Raw genomic sequence first — 20,006 nt, 5'->3', positions numbered from 1 at the left:
TGGCCTTTTTATTTTTTAAAATTCATTCAGGCAATTTCGGCGACTTGTAAAGGTTGATAATAAATCTGGTTACGTCCAAGCTGCTTAGCCCGATATAAAGCTTGATCGGCAGCATGAATTAAATTTTCCTGAGTTACTCTTAAGCCTTCTGTATAGACAGTAAAACCTAAACTAATGGTCACGTGCTTAGAAACTAATGACGCAGCATGAGGAATCGCTTGACTCTCTATAGCTTTATAAATATTGGCAGCCACTGCATAGGCACCTTGAGCCGGTGTTTTCGGCAAAAGAACCACAAACTCTTCTCCGCCATAACGAGCAACAAAATCAACATGACGAATCGAATTTTTAATTGCAGAGGCAATAGATGAGATGACCTTGTCTCCCATCTGGTGTCCATAACAATCGTTATAGTTTTTAAAAAAATCGATATCGATAAATAAAACAGCCAATGGACGTTGTTCTTGCTTTGCCCGATAGTAGAAAAAGTCGAACATCTCATCGAAAGTACGTCGATTAGAAATTTTAGTGAGCGCATCTTGCTGACTTAAATGAAGCAATTCAGATGCCTCAATACGTAAAATCTGTTCGTTAAGCTCAGCAAGCTGATTATTTAAAAAAAGGCTTCTTTCTCTAGACGTGAGCATCGTGCTAATTGAAAAACCTAAAATACAGCTCCCAAATAGTGCTCTTCCCAAAGCAATATAGTCACAATTTGCTTGCAATAAAATCAATAGAGAAAAAACACAAATGGCTGCGATCAAACCGACATAAAGCATATGCAAAGGCTTTATACCGCTCAAGATAAAGCCGAGCATATATAAAAAAGAAAGTAGTAACATCGACTGATTTTTAAGCGCGATATTTCCTACACTAAGAAGCAACATTGCATTGACAATAATGGTAAAAAATACAATCCCGCACGCAGCAATATAAAAATATTCAGAGAGTTTTTTAAACTTGGCAAAAACCCAAAATAACAGTAGCGCACCTGCAATATTAATTGCACTTAATATGCAGTAAATAAAATCCCAAGTTATGTAAGGTACACCTATCACCAAATAGTCTGTAGGTAGCGCTAGCAAAATAAAAATAAGATAGGTTAGAACACCACTTGCTAAAAATTTTGAGATATTTTGTTTTGTTCGCTCAAGATTTAAGCACCAGAATTTTTTTTCTAATTGATGAGGCAAAGCTGTATTGGCATAACGATGGGTATGTAAAGTTACCAGATATTCTATTTCTTCTTTTGCTTTGAGTAATTCATGTACATTTCCCCTATTTACCACTACCCGTTTCCTGCCTCTTACACATTAACAAAATATAACATTATTTTTTAATGCCTCTTGCGCTTTATTTTGCCATTTGTCCGTAATTCTCGTTACCATTTTCACACTTTATCGATTATCATTTGTTTTATTTCGAAGTTTGAACTGCCTTGGACTCTATTACCCTGCTCCAGCCAGATGATTGGCATGCACATTTACGTGATGGTTTAGCATTAAAACGTACCGTACCTGATTTGGCTAAACAGTTTGCTCGTGCGATCTGTATGCCAAACCTTGTTCCGCCAGTAAAAACTGTGGAAGAAGCATTAGCTTACCGTGAACGTATTCTTGCTCATGTTCCAGAGGGTCTCAATTTTGACCCACGTATGGTGCTTTATTTTACTGACTTCACCTCACCAGACGAAGTTCGTAAAATTAAAGAATCTGGACATGTAAATGCAATTAAACTTTATCCAGCTGGCGCGACCACCAACTCTGATAACGGTGTAAGTGACATTCGTAAAGTCTATGCAGTTATTGAGCAATTAGAAGAACATCAAGTTCCTTTATTACTTCATGGTGAAGTAACTCATAACCACGTCGATATTTTTGACCGTGAAAAACGCTTCCTTGATGAAGTACTCAACCCGCTTTTAAAACAGTTTCCAAAACTTAAAGTGGTGCTTGAGCACATCACCACAAGCGATGCGGCTCATTTTGTTTTAGAACATGACCGTAATGTTGCTGCAACAATCACGCCTCAGCATTTATTATTTAACCGTAACGACATGCTGGTCGGTGGTATTAAACCGCATTTTTATTGTTTACCAATTTTAAAGCGCCAAACACACCAAACAACTTTGCTTGAAGTTGCAACGAGTGGTAATCCTAAATTTTTCTTAGGTACAGACAGTGCGCCGCACTCGCAAGATGCAAAAGAAAATGCGTGTGGCTGTGCGGGCTGTTATAGTGCACCTAATGCAATTGAGCTTTATGCTCAAGCATTTGACCAAGTAGGCAAATTAGAACGCCTAGAAGGCTTTGCAAGCCACTTTGGTGCAGACTTTTACGGTCTACCACGTAATACTTCTACTATTACCTTGGTAAAAGAAGATAATCTTGTACCAGAATCTTTTGATTATTTAGATGATCAAAAAATTATCCCGCTGCATGCCGGGAAAACGCTGCAATGGAGAAAAGTGTGACACAAGAAACCTCTGTCCCGGTCATTGGCCAACGTTTTCGTGGCTTCTTACCTGTTGTTGTTGACGTTGAAACGGCAGGTTTTAATGCCCAGACAGATGCATTGCTAGAAATTGCGTGCATTCCAATTGTGTATGATGCTCAGGGACAATTTGTCCCTGGTCCAGCATTTCATGCGCATATTAACCCCTTCGAAGGGGCTAACCTCGACCGCCGTTCGCTAGACTTTATTGGTATTGATCCATTCAATCCAATGCGTATGGCAATGGCTGAAGATGAACGAACTGCATTACGCCGTATTTTTAAATCAGTAAATGAAGTTCGTAAACAACAACATTGTACCCATGCAGTGTTGGTTGGTCATAACGCCCATTTTGATCTTGGTTTTGTTCAAGCAGCGATTGCACGTACAAGCACAAAAAACCAGAACCCATTTCATAGTTTTTCAGTCATGGATACGGTTACTTTAAGTGCTGTTATGTTTGGACAAACTGTCCTTGCCAAAGCCTGTATACAAGCTGGAATTGAGTTCGATGGTAAAGAAGCACACTCTGCTTTATACGATACTCAGAAAACTGCTGAACTGTTTTGCTATATTTTGAACAAACTGTCTCCTTACCTACTTGACAGTTTGGTGGCGGCTTCTTAAGATACCGCCATCCTCAACGTCCCTATCGTCTAGAGGCCTAGGACATCGCCCTTTCACGGCGGTAACCGGGGTTCGAATCCCCGTAGGGACGCCAATTTCTTTTATAAGAAATTTTTAAACTTTTCGATTTACAAATACTCAATTCAGATCATCTGTTTAGTTTAAAATAGACTGTTCATTTTTCTTATAAATTGAGTCATCACCTATTGTAAATAAAAGACAAAGCTTTTCGATCTCTTAGTTAGAAGATACCAAGAACTGATCAAATAACTGCTGTACTTTTAAAATTGAACTGGCTCGACCAAATAAAAACGTAACACTATGTGGTTCAAATTTTATCAGGGAAAATACAAAACAAGCTTCTGTAAGAAAATCTTCAAACCGATCTACAAGCTCTATGTCGTGGCAAGTGAGAATCGCACCCGATAGGTAGTTGAACTGATTCGGGGCTATTGATGAATTTCATGAATGGATCTCTGCGAAAAATTAGTTGGAGACAACCTCATTCTAAATCGGAAAACTATTCAAAAAATGAATGATATTGTGTATATATACTTTTCATATAAGAAATGTTTTGTGATCAATGGAATCCTTTATCAACCTCATAATATTTTTAATATCATTACCATTAATTATCCTATTACTAGGTCTAGCAGGGGGAATTCTTCAATTAATTTTCAGTATTTTACTCTCTAAAGTATTTAGAATTATTTTTATTTTACTATTGATAGGATTCATCCCAGGTATCTTTATTTGGGATCAAATGTATCCCAAAATGGTAGCTGTTATAGCTAATGATGCTATTAGGATCTATCCAACTCGAGAATGTAGATCAAAAACTTTATATGAATTCAATAATTCAGATTTTGAACAGATTGATGGATATGGAGGTGACTCTAGTGAAGTAATAGAACGCAGTCTTTTTGAAAGTTTATATTATAAAAATTGCACATCACAAAAATCTTCTTATTGTAGCTTTGAATATTATAGAAACCCTATAAGTTATGAGCCATCTTATATGATAGATGTAGAATTCAACCCAAAAGCATATTATGCTACTTGTTATAATAAACATCCTGAATTTAAAGAAATTAAGGTTCCTTTAATAGAAAGATTAAATTCGCTTAATAAATGAATATGAATAACCACTAATTTTTTTGACGCCTTTAAGTGATCCTAGTCAAAATGATGAACCCATTCGATCTCGAGCGTACTTGTTTTTCAAAATCATCCATCGTCAAATTATTTGGAACGCGACCTACACCATAAAAGTCTAATATCAACCACGTCCAATTATTTTCAGGAACAAATGAAAGAACATCAGTTAATTGAACTAAAGAACCATTTTTTCGTAATGAGGAAAATGTACAAACTTCATCTTTATAACTTCAATGACTTTTCATGATTGTTCAGAAATGCAAAATGTATACCTAATACATGATTATGATAGTTCGACTATAGAAAAGCCTTTTATTTTTAGGGGGGATTACCCTTTGAATCCATTTCACAAGGAAATGCTTTTCCTCCAGTTCATCAATAAATCAGTATTCCCTTTATGCCCACAAATAATATAATGAATCCTATTTTTATACTGATATTTATTATCAAACAGGTTTTAAATGGATCTTAAGCTTCGCCTCCTCTCCCTGAGCATTGCTCAAATCTGCTGTTTATCAACTGCTTTTGCAGAAACAGATAGTTCTTCAACGACTCTTGCTACGATTAAAATCAAAGCTCAACAGGCATCTGACCAAACTTACAAAGTCGATAGCTCTAGTAGCGCAACACGTAGTGAAATCGCATTAAAAGATACGCCACAATCGGTCAGTGTTGTGACCCAAAAAGTGATTGAAGATATCGGGGCGACACGCTTAATTGAAGCTCTTGATTTAGCAGGTGGCGTTGGACGAGCGAATAACTTTGGTGGTCAAGGCTTAACTGGTTTTAACCTTCGCGGTTTCACCAGTGGTGAATTTTATCGTAATGGATTTCCAATTAACCGTGGTTATCCAAATGCACCAGATAGCAACACCATTGAACGTATAGACGTTTTACGTGGCCCCTCTTCTAGCTTATATGGCCGTGGTGATCCAGGCGGTACGTTTAACTTAATTTCTAAAACACCGAAGTCTGAGCAACAAACCACTTTAGGTGCTCAGCTTAACAGTGAAGGTTTATACCGTACCACTGTAGATACCACAGGTACGATACCAAATGCAGAAAATATTGGTTATCGCCTCAATGTGATTGCAGAAGGCGGTGATAGTTATCGTGATCATGTCGAATCCAAACGATACGGAATTGCACCAGTCATTCAATGGCAAGCGACTGATGCAACTAAAGTCACTTTTGAGGCCGATATTTTACGTAATCAACATCCGCTTGATCGTGGGCATACTCGTTATCCTACACAGAAGTCTTTTAACAGTTCACCAGAAACCTATTTGTGGGAAACAGGTAAATATAACAATCGAATCTACAATGATAACAACATGACTCAATTACGAGTCGAACATGACCTTGGAAATGACTGGAAGCTCAATGCGGGCGTGCAATATTTAAATGGCAAATTATATGGCTATGCGGTAGAGGCAAATGGCATTCAAAATGACGGCGAAACTTTAGGCCGAAATTACAACTACCGCGAATTAAAATGGCAAGACACTGATGCACAAATTAACCTAACAGGTAATTTCCAACTTTTAGGTTTAGCACATACCTTAGTGACTGGGCTTGAATATGAAAACTATGATTACAAGTCATACATTATTCGCTCAAGTGATAGTAAAGATAGTTATCCTATTAATATTTATGATCCAGTTTTAGGGCAACCACTACCCGAACTTAATACCGTTACCACCCATGACCGTGAAAACTTAAAAACAACCGCCATTTTTGTACAAGATCAAATCGATTTGAATGAACGTTTAAGCGCGCTATTAGGTTTACGTTTTGAACACTATGAACATGACTATAAAGATTTTCGACCAGATAAACCAAACTGGAATACCAGTCATGATGCCTTTATTCCTCGTTTAGGGTTAGTTTTTAAAGCCCGTGATGATCTTTCCATCTACAGTAATGCTGCAAAATCTTTTAAACCAAACACTGGTGCAAGTCATAGTGGCAAAGGCTTTGACCCTGAAGAAGGTATGGCTTATGAGTTAGGTTTTAAATGGCAAGCGCTAGACAATATGCTATCGGTTGACTCTGCTATTTTCTACGCAAACAAAAAAAATGTTTTAACGGATGATCCTTTATTCCAGAATTACAAAGTTGCTGCTGGTGAAGTTCGTAGTCGTGGTGTTGAGCTAAATATTGCAGGGCAAATTACGCCTGCTTGGAAAATTATTGGTGGATACGCATATACAGATGCTGAAGTGACTAAAGACAATACTTTGCAAAAAGGAACGTCTTTAGCCAATATTCCAAAGAACAGTTTTAACCTTTTAAATATTTATGAATTTCAGGGTGGAGCTTTACAAGGTTTAGGTCTAGGGGTTAATCAAAAATATATTGATAAGCGTGCAGGTCAAACAGCGAATAGTACCTACACCATGAAAGGTTATGCGGTTACCGACTTAGTTTCTTACTATCAAGCAACACCAAAACTTCGTCTTAATTTAGATTTGAAAAATATTTTTGATAAAGTTTATGATGAAAGTTCGTTTAGTTCATATGCCTATCCGGGCGAACCACGTACCGTTCAGTTTGGCATGAGCTATACGTTCTAACTTGAAAATATAAATCCCTAGAATATTTTCCTTTCACGCTGGTAAAACTAGGGTCTGAATCTCTGTAGAGACGCCAAATTTATATTGACTGTAATATAGGATAGCATTCAGATCTTTGAATTTTTAAATTCAAGGGTCTGTATCAATGACTATTCACAATATATTCATCCACAAACTATCTCACAAAGTACTTAACTTTAAATAGCAAATAGAATATTAATTTAAAAAAATTAATTATAAAATTTAAGCATATTATATAAATAACATGCTTAAACTAGACTCTTAATTACTAATTAGTTATAAACACTAAGTTTTACAATATAGTCATCAATAGATTTTTCAAATTCTCGTAAATCAGATTTATTGATCCCAGAGAATAATGCTTTTTCATGTGTAAACTCTATATAGTTAAAATCATGTTCAATTCTATTAGAATATGTACTAACCAGTTGTTTTTTTATCTGCTCAGCTATATCAGTTTGTATTTGTTTAACGCCCGTCTCCAAAGCTTCTGTATTCTTACGAGATTTCATCCACCCATATATTGCACCAGCAACCCCACCCACAATAGTTACAGGTAAAGCAATAGCACCAACAGCCGCACCCAATGTTATTGCTGCTGCATTAGCTGAAAACCAAGCAGCATATCCAGCTAATGCCATCCCTCCTGCTGCCGACGTTACAGCAGCTGTAGTAGCAACCTCAATAACATTAACTGCATCTTGATTGTTCAAAGAAGAACTTTGTAATTGAGCTTGTAAAGTTAATTGTTCTTTTTGATGAAATTCTGACATACGAACTAAAGCTTTATTATTATTTATTTCTATAATATTAATAATTTTTTGTTTATATTTCTCATAAATTTTTTCATTGAGTATATTTAAATAACTCTGACAAATAGAATCTAACTTATCTTTATCATCCATCAAAACCTCATTTAGACTACGCTGATTATTCGTAATTTTATTTAAAAAATTATTATCATTTGATTGAAAAAATCCTTTTATCATTTGATTCAACTCAAAATCGTTAACCAAGTGATTAGACTCCAATTCAATCACAACCCTAACATCATCCGCCAGTCTATTTTTTTCATAATATAAGTCTTCAATATAATCATTTCTCTCTTGCAAAATTTTTTGAACTTTCCTAATAGCAGACTCATGAATAACTTTTTCTGTATTAACAATAGCTTTTAGGGAAGACTCTACACTTTCAGCTTTAACTTGAGAGGCTTTTTCATTAACGTGCTCTTTTAAATAATGTTTAAATTCTACAAAATATTGTGAAAACTCCCTATTTGATTGGGTAGTCATCAATGCTTGATGTGCTGAAATCGGAAAAATTTTCTTAAAATATTCTCCAATATTATCATCTATGTAATCAACTAGATCATCGGGTGAATCCTCAACCTCATCAATTTTATTAATCACAGCAATGATTGGTTTACCTAATTTAGCCAATTCAGAGGCTTGCTGCATTATATTTATTTGCCCAAGATGATTAGCATTAAAAACCCATAATGCCAGATCTACCTCTTGCATTATATTTTGTGTCAACTCTTCATTTTGGATAGTAACCGTTCCCAGTCCAGGTGAGTCGATCAATAATAGCTCTTTAAATTGATGTTGATCTGTCTTAATAATAAATTTTTCAATTTCTTCTGCTTGCTGCAATATTGCACTATCCGTTCCCCAAAAACCTAACAACTCATCGTGACTAATTATTTTTGAATTACCATTTGAATACTGGACTTTGACAGAAGGTTTTTCAGAATAACCTATTTCTGCTATCGCTACAGTTGCTTCAACTACACTAACAGGGGCAATTTCTTCCCCTACCAAGGCATTAATTAAAGTAGATTTACCAGCTTTTACTTCACCAATTAAGAATACTTTGAGTGTAGTAACTAACTCTGATTTTGTATTAGTTAAACGTTGTGATACAGCATCTACTTCAGACTGCAATCCAACTAACTTAGTAATATCATTATTACAACGTAATAATGAGGTAGATAAGATATTCTCAATATCTATGCAACGCTGAAGATTCATCATTAATTCCTATTGAATAATATATGGGCAAATAACTTTTTATGAAATTCTTTGTTTTTTATTAGAGCCAACTTTGCAAAAAGACTCTGTATATATTGTGGCTCAGTACTTGCATGAATTCTTTCCCATGCTGTCTTTATACTAGACTTCAATTCATCTTCCCCTCTTGAGAACAAGGTAGATATAAATAGCGCATTATCCTCATTTAAACTTAACTCTAAATTATTTAATTTTTCATTCAATCCTTCTTTTGCTTTATCTACTTTACTTTTACCAAACATGAAACCTATCAAACCTGCAATTATACCAATAGGACCAAGCAATGCTAAACCAAGTAAAGCAGCTCCTCCCCCAATTAACAAGCTAGTACCATCGGGTGAGGATAAGTTAATACTTTGTAAGAAAGCTGCTCCTTTAAATGTATTTTCTGAATATCCAGATTTATTCGTTAAACTTTTTATATATTTATATTCAGAAAAATTCTCAATATCATATTTATGATACTTTTCTACAGTATCAGATATTTTTCTAGTACTTACTCCACGATATTGAGAAATATAGCTCTTTAATAAATCTAAATTGAATATATGCCTCTCCATGAATTGAGCATGCTCAGTATCAGGCTTTTCAATCAGTTGTGCTGAATTTTTATCAATATTATCTTTAACTATTTTTTTATATTCAGCAAATCGAACTGACCACTCATTTATTAGGTGCTCTTTTAAACTATGTAAATCACTATCTACTTTTTTATTTCTTACCTGAATTTTTTCATTATCATTTTCCAAACGTTTTAAATAAGAATTTAAATAATCATTTGTATATGTACTAATTTCCCCTCTAAAGCCTTGAGCTTTTGATGAAATACGAAAATCAATTGCATTAAAATAAAAGTATTTATTAATTACCGAACATAACTTATTATACCCGCTACACTCTAGCAGTTCTTCATTATTAGTCTTAATTGCTTCGACTGCTTGTTTTGCAGAATACGGTACTATCTCTAAAAATTTATTATCAAATATTCTTTTTGCTAAAACAACTACCTCATCTAATGCAACCTCACCACTCTGACTAATAATTTTGTCTGAGAAATTTAAAACTGCGATTATATTTTTTATCCCATCATTTTCAGGATTTGCTTTAGCTAATGCCTGTTCTAAATTATCTAGAGCAGCTTTTGGAGTATTACCTGATATTGTTGTAGCATCAAGAACCCACAGGACACCATCAGCTTGGTGATAGAAGTCTCCAATATCTTCACCACGAACTCCATCTTCGCCATGGGTACTATCATTTACTTGTGATAATCCTGGTGTATCAATTAGCGTAAATTTATTTAGTATTGATTCCTCTTTAATATTATCTAATGCCCAGCGTACCTCTTTAATTGGCGACCGATATAAATACTCGTCTCTCAATTCTTTTCTTAAAAGCTCTTTATCCTCAATGAGATTTATATTTTTTGATAACTCCCTAAATTTATCCCTTATATCTTTTTCACTTTCTTTACGTTTTTTTTCTTCTTGATCGATCAAATTCTTGGCTTCATGCTCTAAAAGAGCTTGTGTAGAACCATCTCTATAACGGATTTCCACAAACACATCTTCTACATTTACCATATTGGTATTTTTATAAAATAAATCAGTTTTCCATGTTTTAGGTAGTGTTCCTATATCAGCCACATCAAAACCCACTAATGAGTTTATTACTGACGATTTTCCAGCATTACCCACACCTATTACATAAAGCATATAAGGTAATTCTAAATCTTCTTTGAGACTATGTAATTTTGTGATTAACTCATGAAAATGCCGTTGTTGCTTTTTGAATAATGAAGCCTCACCATTCAAGTCAACTCCTTTTAGGTTATTACCTAAAATTTCAATTTCAGCAATAGATTTATGAATAAATTTTTGAAATTCATCATAATTTTTCTCATTCTGTATCTGAGCAAGCCCGCCATCTAGTCCATTTGCAATTTTTTGATATATCTCAAATGCTTCTTTCAGTGAAGAATATTTATCTACTCCTCCCGACATCTTATTTAGTCCCCCAAATAGAAAACACTAATGTAGCTAAAATTAATAAACTAAAAATAATATTAAATCCCATCCCCCAACTGAAAAGTTTTTTTTGTGTATGGCGAAATTCAATTACCTGCGTTTCAAGTTTTTTATTTTTATTTTGCAATTCATCTAATGCTTTTTGAACCTGATCGATTTTCTTTTCAAAGAGAAGAACAATCTCTTGATCAAGCTTTCGTAAAACAAGTTCTGTCAACTCACTAGAGTGTTCTTTTATTTCTGTAGTATCTTTTATGAACTGGATATTAAGATCATCTAATTTAATACCATTTTGATTAATCTTTTTTTCAATACTCCCAATATCGTTAGATGCTTGTTGTATTATTTCCGCAGTTAAATTCATTTGCTTAGAAATTGGAGTTACAACATGTTGTATAGCAGCTCCAGCAATAGAACCAATTTCATTTGAAGTTTTTTCCAATGCATCTGAAGCTGTAACCAAATGCCCAGAAATGGGTACAATGCTTTCCCTTACAACTGTTGAAGATACATCCTCAACCAGTTTAACAAAGTCATTATACAGTTCATTCTGTGGGTTATTGATACTCATATCCAAGGTCCTAATCTATTAAATTTATCAGAAAAAATTATTGCAAATTAATTAAATATGTTTGCTTGCTTTCACTAGCCTGTGGGTTACAAAGTTGCTGATATAGCTCAAGTACTGTATTAATTTTTTCAATACGACTCTTCATTTCAGGATGAAAAAATTTACTTGATTCTCTTAATGCTACCCAACCAGCCTGCACTTGATAGAATTCGTTATTATTTATTTGCTCATTCAACCAAACATGAAGTGCTTGTACTCTTTTTAAATTTTCATTCTGTAACGCTATAAATTGAGCATAAATCGGCTGTTCTGAAAAACCTATTTGCTGCTGTAAGGGTTTAGCAATTTTTAATAGGTATAATTGCTCTTTTTCCTGTAATTTTCGGACTCGTGACTTAACAACATTTGTATTAAACCATCGGGTAAAAATAATAAGTTCTTTTACTACTACATCTCGTTGATTACACAAATCTTCACGTATTAACTTATCTACTCCAGTACCACCAGCAAGCCCACCAAGATATGCGCCAACACCTGAACCAACAATAATACCGACAGGTCCACCTATACCACCAATAAACCCACCTATAGTTTTCCCAGATACTGCCCCAACTGTTCTTACTGCAACATCAGTTCCTACATACTTGGTATATTGCGTTAAATTGACTTGCCCAGCAATAACTTGCCTATAGTTACGTTGCACTGCCAAAAACAACGAAAATAATGGAATAGGTACTAAGTCATTTATGGAATCAAATTCATCTAAATGCTGTAAGGAATTATTTGTAATCGCTTGTATATCAACATAACTTAGGTTTGGGTCAACAGTAATCATAGGATGATTATCTACCTGATCTGCCAACTCTCTATTCGTGATAATCGGAATATCTGGATATTTCTCAAAATGGGAAAGAACGTAATTTGCATCCATTGAACACTTCACCTGTACTGGTATACCATCTACCAAAAGATCCCATCCAGCTTGATTCGCCGTGTCAGGCACTTCTACAACATGGCCATTCCTTACTAGGTCTAAAGCAACTTGCTGCTCTGCGACATATCCACTCAAACGAGTGATGGCGCCTGTAGACCTTAATGTTTGTTCTGCAATATCTTGTAAATCAGTAAATGAATTTGGAGAGTCTGCTGATGCAAAACTAATGGCATCTAAAACTTCTATATTAATCAGGCTATATGTCCAAAGCATTCCTATAGTTAAACCAAGTGCACTGAGCATTGCCTCATGATCAGGCATTTTTTGTTTTAACAGTTTCTCTAACGCGTAATTCAGGCGGACACTACTTTTTAAACTTTTTTCAATTTCTAAACCTGTTATTATTATTGGAGCAGATGAAATCACATCTTGACTATAGGGTAATGAAGACTCCCTACCTCCAAGTACCTTTCCAATTTTTTTACCAAATAAGCTCAACCCTCTCCCAATGCTATTAATATTACTTGTTGCTCGACCTCGTCCTTGTTTAATTGGGTCGAATAATGCCTGCTCTCTAGCTTGCATTAAAAATTGCTCAAATTTTTGACTCCAAAAATCTTTCTCAATTAATGCTAATAAAATATTCAAAGCAAATTCTGCATCACGAAGCTCAGCAGAGTACTGACTATTTCGTCTCAATAATGTTGTCAACAAACCAGTCAAAGCTTGCTCATAATAATTAACTTGTTGAGAATACTGTTTTATTAACTGTTGATAGTAAAGTAATGCCTGATCATATTTTTGATATTTAAGATAGAAATTAGCTATTATAAATTTAGTCTCAAAAGAAGGTGCTTGTTTTAAGATAGCCAACAACAAATCTTCATGTAGCGGATGATACGAACGACTAAATATTTTTTTTGCAATCCCAACTAGATTATTATGATTCAATAATTGCACTGCAAGATAAAAGCTCATCCATTGCTCATACCATGCTTGCTGGTGATCTATACCTTGAATAAATGCATCTTTATCAACATGATGCAACATAGACTCGATTAGCTGTATATAAAATTGTTGTTGATCAACAGTATCAACTTCAAAATACCAGCCTCTAAATTGCTGTAATATATTTCTCTTTTGTTCTTCATCCCAATCAAGATCAATTTTGACTGAAGTTAAATGTATAAAAAAATCCAATACAGACAATTTGCGCTGTATGGAGATGATACTAAAACGCTCTTTTAATAAATTAAAGCTGAGCATAACATCCCTATTTCGTGTAGTATTTTGATTATTAACAAGTAGTAAGACTACAAAATTATAATAAAGTTATTGTAATTTTTATACAATAAAAATTAATTTATTGGGAATTGAATATTTCGTATCACCTCACTAGGCTAATTGCTTATGATTTAATTACTATGCAATTAAAATTATAGTGTTAGAACGAGCAAGGTTTAGGAGACTGACAATATGTTCAGCGAAATGATTAATCACGAATGATCTTGATTATCAATAATTTTAAACTTAACTACTATTTCTATCACTTCAAATACTTCAACTTTTATAATTAAGGGTCTCCCTAAAGATATCAAACTCTAAAAAGCCACTGCATTTTTAAGGCAGTGGCTTTTTATTGATCTTCTCTCATAAAAATATAATCTTTTGATTTATAAATACTTTATTATACTTAAGTTATCTTCTGCCCTATACTAAGAGTAGATCAAAACTATAATTTGAACATGACATGCAAATTCGATTATTTCATCTACAAAATTCACGCTCTCAACGCATTATTTGGTTTTTAGAAGAATTAGGACTCAATTATGAGCTCATTATTAAATACCATTCAGACGTAGACGAAAATAAAAACTCACCCCACCAATTATCAAAATTTCCTACTATCGAAATCATTGAACAAGGAGAGATTTCAATCTTAGCTGAAACCTCAGCAATCTTAGATTACTTATCTCATTTACATCCCCAATTGGGACAGAACAATTTATTAAGCCAGCATCGCCAAAATTTTTATTATTGGAAAAATTATTGTGAGGCGACATTCATTCCCGATTTGGTACTCAAACAAATCTTTCACCAAATTGTACAACGTACACCTTTTCCAATCCGTTTCATTCCTAAACTTTTAAAATATGGATTTGATCAAGGCTATCTAAATCAATCATTACAACGACAAATGAGCATGATTGATAAACATTTAGAGGATCACTTATGGTTTGCTGAAGATCAGTTTACTATTGCTGATATTTTAATGTGGTTCCCATTACTGGCTTGCTCACAAAATTACAGCCAGTTTAAACATATACAGCGTTATCTTGCCCAAATAGAAAACAGACCTGCCTTTAAAAATGCTTTAATTAGAGGCCAATGGTCTGCTTCTACATTTAACGCTTACTGGACTATTGCATGGTAATTAATTTATGCAGATTTACGGGAATTCACTCGCCCTTTTACCACAGCTTTAATATTGCCTTTGGCATAATTAAAAAAGACGACTAGTGGTGAAAGTTTTGGATTTGGCTTTTTGCCTTTACCAATTGTCTTAAATTGAGCGGCATACCAAATAATTTCCATAATTGCCATTTTGTCGACAAAAGGTAGGCCTGTTTTAATTGGTTTTACTGCATAGCGTACGTCCTGCCCTGCAATTAAACGGTCTGTTAAATCAGTCTCAACTGCAAGCGGACGCGCAATACCAATAAAATCACAAGCCCCACTTGCGAGTGCTGCATTCATCCCTTCTACAGTACGGAATCCACCTGTCACCATGAGTTTACATTTAACGTGTTGGCGGATCTTTTCAGCAAAATCTAAAAAGTATGCTTCACGAGCAATTGTACTTGTCTTGCGCTTGTCAGCTTTAGCCCCAGCCATGGCAGGTGCTTCATAGGTGCCGCCTGAAATCTCAATCAAATCAATGCCAGCTTCATCTATCGCTTTAAATACGGAAATCACATCTTCTTCAGTAATTCCACCACGTTGGAAATCAGCAGAGTTCAGTTTGACTGAAATAATAAAATTCTCGGAAGTTGCTTCGCGAACAGCCTTATAAACTTCTAATAAAAAGCGTGTACGGTTTTCAACTGAACCACCCCACTGGTCGGTACGCTTATTCGTTAAAGGCGATAAGAACTGACTAATCAAATAACCATGCGCACCGTGTAATTGCACCCCTTCAAAACCTGCTTTTTCACAAATACGAGCAGCGGTTGCAAATCGATTAATGATATCTAGAATTTCATCATGAGTCAGTTCACGTGGCGTTCCAAACATAGTCGCTAAAGCTGGGCTAAATGGTACGGCTGACGGCGCGACAGTCTCTTTATTTAATCCTTTTGGACACTGACGTCCCGGGTGGGACAATTGGATTAACTGCACCATTCCATATTTTTTACCTAATGCTGCCCACTCTTTTAAGCGCTCTAAATCCCGTTCGGTTTCAATAACAACAACACCGGGTTCATTTTTTGCGCCCACATTGACCATGACGTTGCCTGTGATTGCACAGCCAAGCCCACCTTTTGCCCACGCCCCATATAAGCCTAAATGCAAGTCATTTGGTTGACCTTCATAATTTGCAAGCGCCTCACTCATTGCACCTTTAATAATTCGGTTTTTGAATGTGGTATTGCGAATTGTGATGGGTTGAGCAATCTGGTTCATGGTTAACCTCTTTTTAGTTTTTAGAGCAATTACTCTAATTTAGACGAGTTATAGGGCATGTCAAGTCATAATCGATAGCTGACAATAGCATATGTCAATTTTAAAGAATATAAAAATATGCAACTTTTTGCATAAAATCTAAAAACAAACTATCCATTTAAAAACAATTGTTTAATAATTTATTTTAAAAATTTGCTTTAATTAATTGTCTTGTATATTCAGTTTTAGGCTTAGAAAACAACAGTTCGGTTTTCTGATATTCAACAACTTGTGCATGGCGCAATACCATGACTTTATGGCACAACGATTTGACTATATTTAGATCATGGCTAATAAAGATATAGCTCAAATGTTCAGTTTTCTGTAATTGTCGTAAAAGCTTAATGATGGCTTTTTGTGTAGTTCGGTCTAATGCAGAAGTCGGTTCATCCAAAATTAAAAGTTTAGGCTGAACCACTAAAGCTCTTGCCAAAGCAACCCGTTGACGTTGGCCACCTGAAAGTTCATGTGGATAACGGTGCTGAAAATCTTCAGGCAGTTCAACCTTATTAAGCACAGATTTAATTTGATCTTGAGTTTGACTGTTCAATACTTCTTTTACTTTTAAACCTTCAGCAATAATCTGCCCCACCGTCATTCGAGGGTTCAAACTACCAAACGGATCTTGAAATACAAGTTGAAAATCAGATCTCGCCAAACGTAAAGCTTTGGGAGCCAACTGATTCAAATCTTGTCCTAAAAAATTAATCCGCCCTTCACTTTTAATCAGCCGTACTAAAGCCAGAGCCAAAGATGATTTTCCAGCGCCACTTTCCCCAACGACCCCAAGTGATTCACCTTGAGCAAGATCAAAACTTAAACCTTCTATTGCAGTCACATAGCCTTGAACGCGATTGAAAATACCTTTTCTAATTGGAAATTGCACGCTAAGCTGCTGAACGGACAAAACATTCTTTCCTATTTCAACAGGTTCTGCATTTCCAAAATCATGTTCTAATAATTGCTGTGTATAAACGGTTTTAGGATTTTCAAAAATCTGGCTAAGCTCACCTTGCTCTACAACACGCCCACTTTGCAAGACAACCAGTTCATCAGCATATTGACGTACCAAATTTAGGTCATGGCTAATTAAAATGAGTGCCATTCCATATTTTGATTGTAAAGATTTTAAGAGTTCTAAAATCTGGATCTGTAAAATTACATCAAGTGCTGTAGTCGGCTCATCAGCAATCAAAATCTTGGGTTGCAGTGCCAATGTCATGGCAATCATGACACGTTGCCTTTGACCTCCAGAAAGCTCATGTGGATACCGTTTTAGAATCTGTTCTGGCTCACTAATTCCGACATCTGTAAGTAACTCAATGACTTGTTGTCGAACATCCTTTTTACTCAAACCTAATAAAAGAAGGTTTTCACCCACAATCTTTTCAACCTGATGTAGTGGATTTAAAGTCGTGGCAGGTTCTTGAAAAATCATGGCAATTTGTCGGCCACGCACATTGGATTGAGCTTTTTCATCTATCTCAAGAATATCTTGGGAACCAATCCAAACACGACCTGTTATTTCTAATTTTTCTTGTAGTAACCCCATGATTGCTAAACAGCTAAGTGATTTACCTGAACCACTCTCACCCACAATAGCCAGTGTTTCCCCATCACTAAGCTGCAAATTAAGGTCTTCTAACAAAATCTTTTGATCTAGCGTTTGAATCGAAAGATGCTCTACCTTCAACAATGCAGGAGTAACATTTGTATTATTTTCTTGGGTCAAAAGCATCACGAGCAGCCTCCCCAATATAAATTAAAAGTGAAAGAACAATAGCCAGACTAAAAAAACCTGAAATCGCTAGCCATGGTGCATCTAAATTATTTTTACCTTGGAGCAATAACTCCCCTAACGATGCTGCATCGGGTGGTAAGCCATAGCCTAAAAAATCAAGAGCAGTTAAGGCACTAATATTAGTTGTTAAAATGAATGGTAATTGGGACAAGCTCGAACTGATTGCATTCGGCAAAATATGCTTAAAAATAATAACGCGGTCAGTCACTCCTAACACTTGAGCGGCACGAACATAATCAAGCTGGCGAGCTTTTAAAAATTCTGCCCTGACAATCCCTACTAAAACTGTCCAGCCAAAAAATAACATAATGAAAAATAGCCAATATACATTGGGTACAAACATGCTGACCAAAATCATGACCATAAAAAGCATGGGCAAGCCATTCCAGACTTCAACCAAACGTTGTCCCAATAAATCTACCCAACCGCCATAGTAACCTTGAATGGCGCCCACAGTAATGCCAAACAAAGCGGAACAAAAGGTTAAGGCCAAACCAAAAAGTAAAGATACTCTTAAACCATAAAGAATACGGGCCAAAACATCCCTTCCCTGATCATCAGTTCCTAACCAGTTCTGCTTAGAGGGTGGTGATGGCACAGGAACTGCCAAGTCTAAATTGGGAGTTTGATATGAAAATTGAATAAGCGGCCAGACTGCCCATCCTTGAGCATGAATAAGTTCTTGCACAGCCGGATCTTTGTAATCTGCTTCTGTTTCAAACACGCCACCAAACGTCGTTTCTGGATATGTCTTAAACACAGGCAAATAGTAAGAATCTTCATACTTCACTAACAGCGGTTTATCGTTAGCAATCAACTCCGCAGCTAATGACAAAATCAAAATTAGACTAAATAAAATAAAGCTAGCCCAACCTAATTTATGTTGTCTAAAACGTTGTAATCGTGTCCGCACAATCAAAGACATCATTTGCCTCCTTGCGCATCAAAGTGAACCCGAGGATCAATCCATTGGTACAGCACATCACAAATGAGACGTAAAATTAGACTAAATAAAGTAAAGAAAAATAAGACACCAAAAATAACAGGATAGTCCCGCTGGACAATGGCTTCAAAGCCCAATAAACCCACACCATCTAAGTGAAAAATAATTTCTACAAAGAGATTACCCACAAAGAAAATACCCGCTAACACTTCTGGCAGCCCTGCGAGCACGACTAAAATAGCATTACGAAATACATGCTTATATAAGACTTGCTGGCTATTCAATCCTTTTGCATAAGCAGCTAAAACATAGGGTTTATTGAGTTCTTCTAAAAACGAATATTTGGTTAAGTACGTTAAACTGGCAAAACCGCCTAATACCATTGTAATAAGCGGTAAAGTCATATGCCATAAATAGTCGGTAACTTTACCCCAAAGACTGAGTTGATGAAAATTATCTGACACAAGATTTTGTAATGGAAACCATTGAAAATAAGAGCCACCTGCAAAAAAAACCACAAGCAAAATAGCGAATACAAAACTTGGTACAGCATACCCCACCACAAGTACTAACGAAGTGGAGCGATCAAACCATGAACCTTGCTGTCTGGCCTTCTTAATACCAAGCGGAATAGAAATTAAATAAATCAGAAAAGTACTTACCAGCCCAAGTGAAATAGAAACAGGCATTTTGTCCCACAACAATTGCACGACTGGTTTATCTTTAAAAAAACTCTGTCCAAAATCTAAAGTTAAATAGCCTTTTAACATGAGGAAAAAACGTTCTGGAGCAGATCGATCAAAGCCATATTGCGCCTTAATTTGTTCAACCATTTCAGGGCTTAAACCTTGAGCACCTTGATAATAAGTCTCTGCACTTAATGCACGTCCAATTCCCAAATCACCTTCAGCTTGATGTATTGCTTGCTCAACTGGCCCACCCGGTGCAATTTGCACAACCACAAAGTTAATCAATAAAATGACAAACAATGTGGGAATCATTAAAAGAAGTCGCTTGAGAATATATGAACCCATATAACAGGATTTCCTTTATGGCAGGT

14 protein-coding genes and 1 tRNA gene are annotated in these 20,006 nt (G+C 35.5%); 6 read left to right on the top strand and 9 right to left on the bottom strand.

Annotated elements, in window-relative coordinates:
• Positions 1 to 26: 26 nt before the first annotated feature.
• The gene (locus ASF86_RS01085) at positions 27 to 1,289 is read right to left on the bottom strand and encodes a GGDEF domain-containing protein (protein WP_056478595.1); all 1,263 of its coding nucleotides are present in this window, start codon (positions 1,287 to 1,289) and stop codon (positions 27 to 29) included.
• Between the two features lie 149 nt (positions 1,290 to 1,438).
• Between ASF86_RS01085 and pyrC the strand changes: the two genes are divergently transcribed.
• The 5 genes from pyrC to ASF86_RS01060 all read left to right on the top strand — a co-directional run bounded on the left by pyrC (position 1,439) and on the right by ASF86_RS01060 (position 6,854).
• Positions 1,439 to 2,473 carry a dihydroorotase gene (gene pyrC, locus ASF86_RS01080; protein ID WP_003652801.1) on the top strand — a complete coding sequence of 345 codons (1,035 nt, stop codon included), beginning with the start codon at positions 1,439 to 1,441 and terminating at the stop codon, positions 2,471 to 2,473.
• Positions 2,458 to 3,120 (top strand): ribonuclease T, encoded by a 663-nt coding sequence (gene rnt / locus ASF86_RS01075; protein WP_003652803.1) that lies wholly within the window; start codon positions 2,458 to 2,460, stop codon positions 3,118 to 3,120. The genes pyrC and rnt overlap by 16 nt, the downstream gene beginning before the upstream one ends.
• 18 nt (positions 3,121 to 3,138) lie before the next feature.
• Positions 3,139 to 3,214 (top strand) — tRNA-Glu (locus ASF86_RS01070).
• Positions 3,215 to 3,703: 489 nt separating this feature from the next.
• A complete protein-coding gene (locus ASF86_RS01065; protein WP_056478594.1) occupies positions 3,704 to 4,255 on the top strand; it encodes a hypothetical protein in 552 nt (183 codons plus the stop codon).
• Positions 4,256 to 4,739: 484 nt separating this feature from the next.
• The gene (locus ASF86_RS01060; RefSeq protein ID WP_056478592.1) at positions 4,740 to 6,854 is read left to right on the top strand and encodes a TonB-dependent siderophore receptor; all 2,115 of its coding nucleotides are present in this window, start codon (positions 4,740 to 4,742) and stop codon (positions 6,852 to 6,854) included.
• 293 nt (positions 6,855 to 7,147) lie between these two features.
• On the opposite strand, the gene ASF86_RS01055 is transcribed toward ASF86_RS01060, so the two are convergent.
• Genes ASF86_RS01055 through ASF86_RS01040 form a run of 4 tightly spaced genes read right to left on the bottom strand, consistent with a single transcriptional unit; the run spans position 7,148 to position 13,745 of the window.
• Positions 7,148 to 8,908: a dynamin family protein gene (locus ASF86_RS01055; protein WP_056478590.1), complete on the bottom strand. Its 1,761-nt coding sequence runs from the start codon at positions 8,906 to 8,908 to the stop codon at positions 7,148 to 7,150.
• A gap of 2 nt (positions 8,909 to 8,910) precedes the next feature.
• A complete protein-coding gene (locus tag ASF86_RS01050; protein ID WP_056478589.1) occupies positions 8,911 to 10,950 on the bottom strand; it encodes a dynamin family protein in 2,040 nt (679 codons plus the stop codon).
• 1 nt (position 10,951) lies between these two features.
• Positions 10,952 to 11,545, bottom strand: a complete 594-nt coding sequence (locus ASF86_RS01045) for a hypothetical protein (RefSeq protein ID WP_056478588.1) — start codon at positions 11,543 to 11,545, stop codon at positions 10,952 to 10,954.
• 37 nt (positions 11,546 to 11,582) lie between these two features.
• Complete coding sequence (locus ASF86_RS01040; RefSeq protein WP_056478584.1) at positions 11,583 to 13,745, bottom strand: hypothetical protein; 2,163 nt, start codon at positions 13,743 to 13,745, stop codon at positions 11,583 to 11,585.
• A gap of 484 nt (positions 13,746 to 14,229) precedes the next feature.
• Between ASF86_RS01040 and ASF86_RS01035 the strand changes: the two genes are divergently transcribed.
• Positions 14,230 to 14,913 carry a glutathione S-transferase N-terminal domain-containing protein gene (locus ASF86_RS01035; protein WP_056478582.1) on the top strand — a complete coding sequence of 228 codons (684 nt, stop codon included), beginning with the start codon at positions 14,230 to 14,232 and terminating at the stop codon, positions 14,911 to 14,913.
• Between the two features lie 5 nt (positions 14,914 to 14,918).
• Here ASF86_RS01035 and ASF86_RS01030 read toward each other — a convergent pair whose 3' ends face one another.
• The 4 genes from ASF86_RS01030 to ASF86_RS01015 form a co-directional block, all read right to left on the bottom strand.
• Positions 14,919 to 16,163, bottom strand: a complete 1,245-nt coding sequence (locus tag ASF86_RS01030) for an NADH:flavin oxidoreductase/NADH oxidase family protein (RefSeq protein ID WP_004641875.1) — start codon at positions 16,161 to 16,163, stop codon at positions 14,919 to 14,921.
• 184 nt (positions 16,164 to 16,347) lie between these two features.
• A complete protein-coding gene (locus ASF86_RS01025; protein ID WP_155860150.1) occupies positions 16,348 to 17,943 on the bottom strand; it encodes an ABC transporter ATP-binding protein in 1,596 nt (531 codons plus the stop codon).
• Positions 17,918 to 18,928: an ABC transporter permease gene (locus ASF86_RS01020; protein ID WP_056478578.1), complete on the bottom strand. Its 1,011-nt coding sequence runs from the start codon at positions 18,926 to 18,928 to the stop codon at positions 17,918 to 17,920. Before ASF86_RS01020 ends, ASF86_RS01025 begins: the two co-directional genes overlap by 26 nt.
• Positions 18,928 to 19,980: a microcin C ABC transporter permease YejB gene (locus tag ASF86_RS01015; RefSeq protein ID WP_056478576.1), complete on the bottom strand. Its 1,053-nt coding sequence runs from the start codon at positions 19,978 to 19,980 to the stop codon at positions 18,928 to 18,930. Before ASF86_RS01015 ends, ASF86_RS01020 begins: the two co-directional genes overlap by 1 nt.
• Between the last annotated feature and the right edge of the window lie 26 nt (positions 19,981 to 20,006).

This window comes from Acinetobacter sp. Leaf130, from assembly GCF_001423205.1.
Lineage (GTDB): Bacteria > Pseudomonadota > Gammaproteobacteria > Pseudomonadales > Moraxellaceae > Acinetobacter > Acinetobacter calcoaceticus.
Note: the sequence above shows the minus strand (reverse complement) of the source record. Positions and strands in the feature narration are given on the sequence as shown.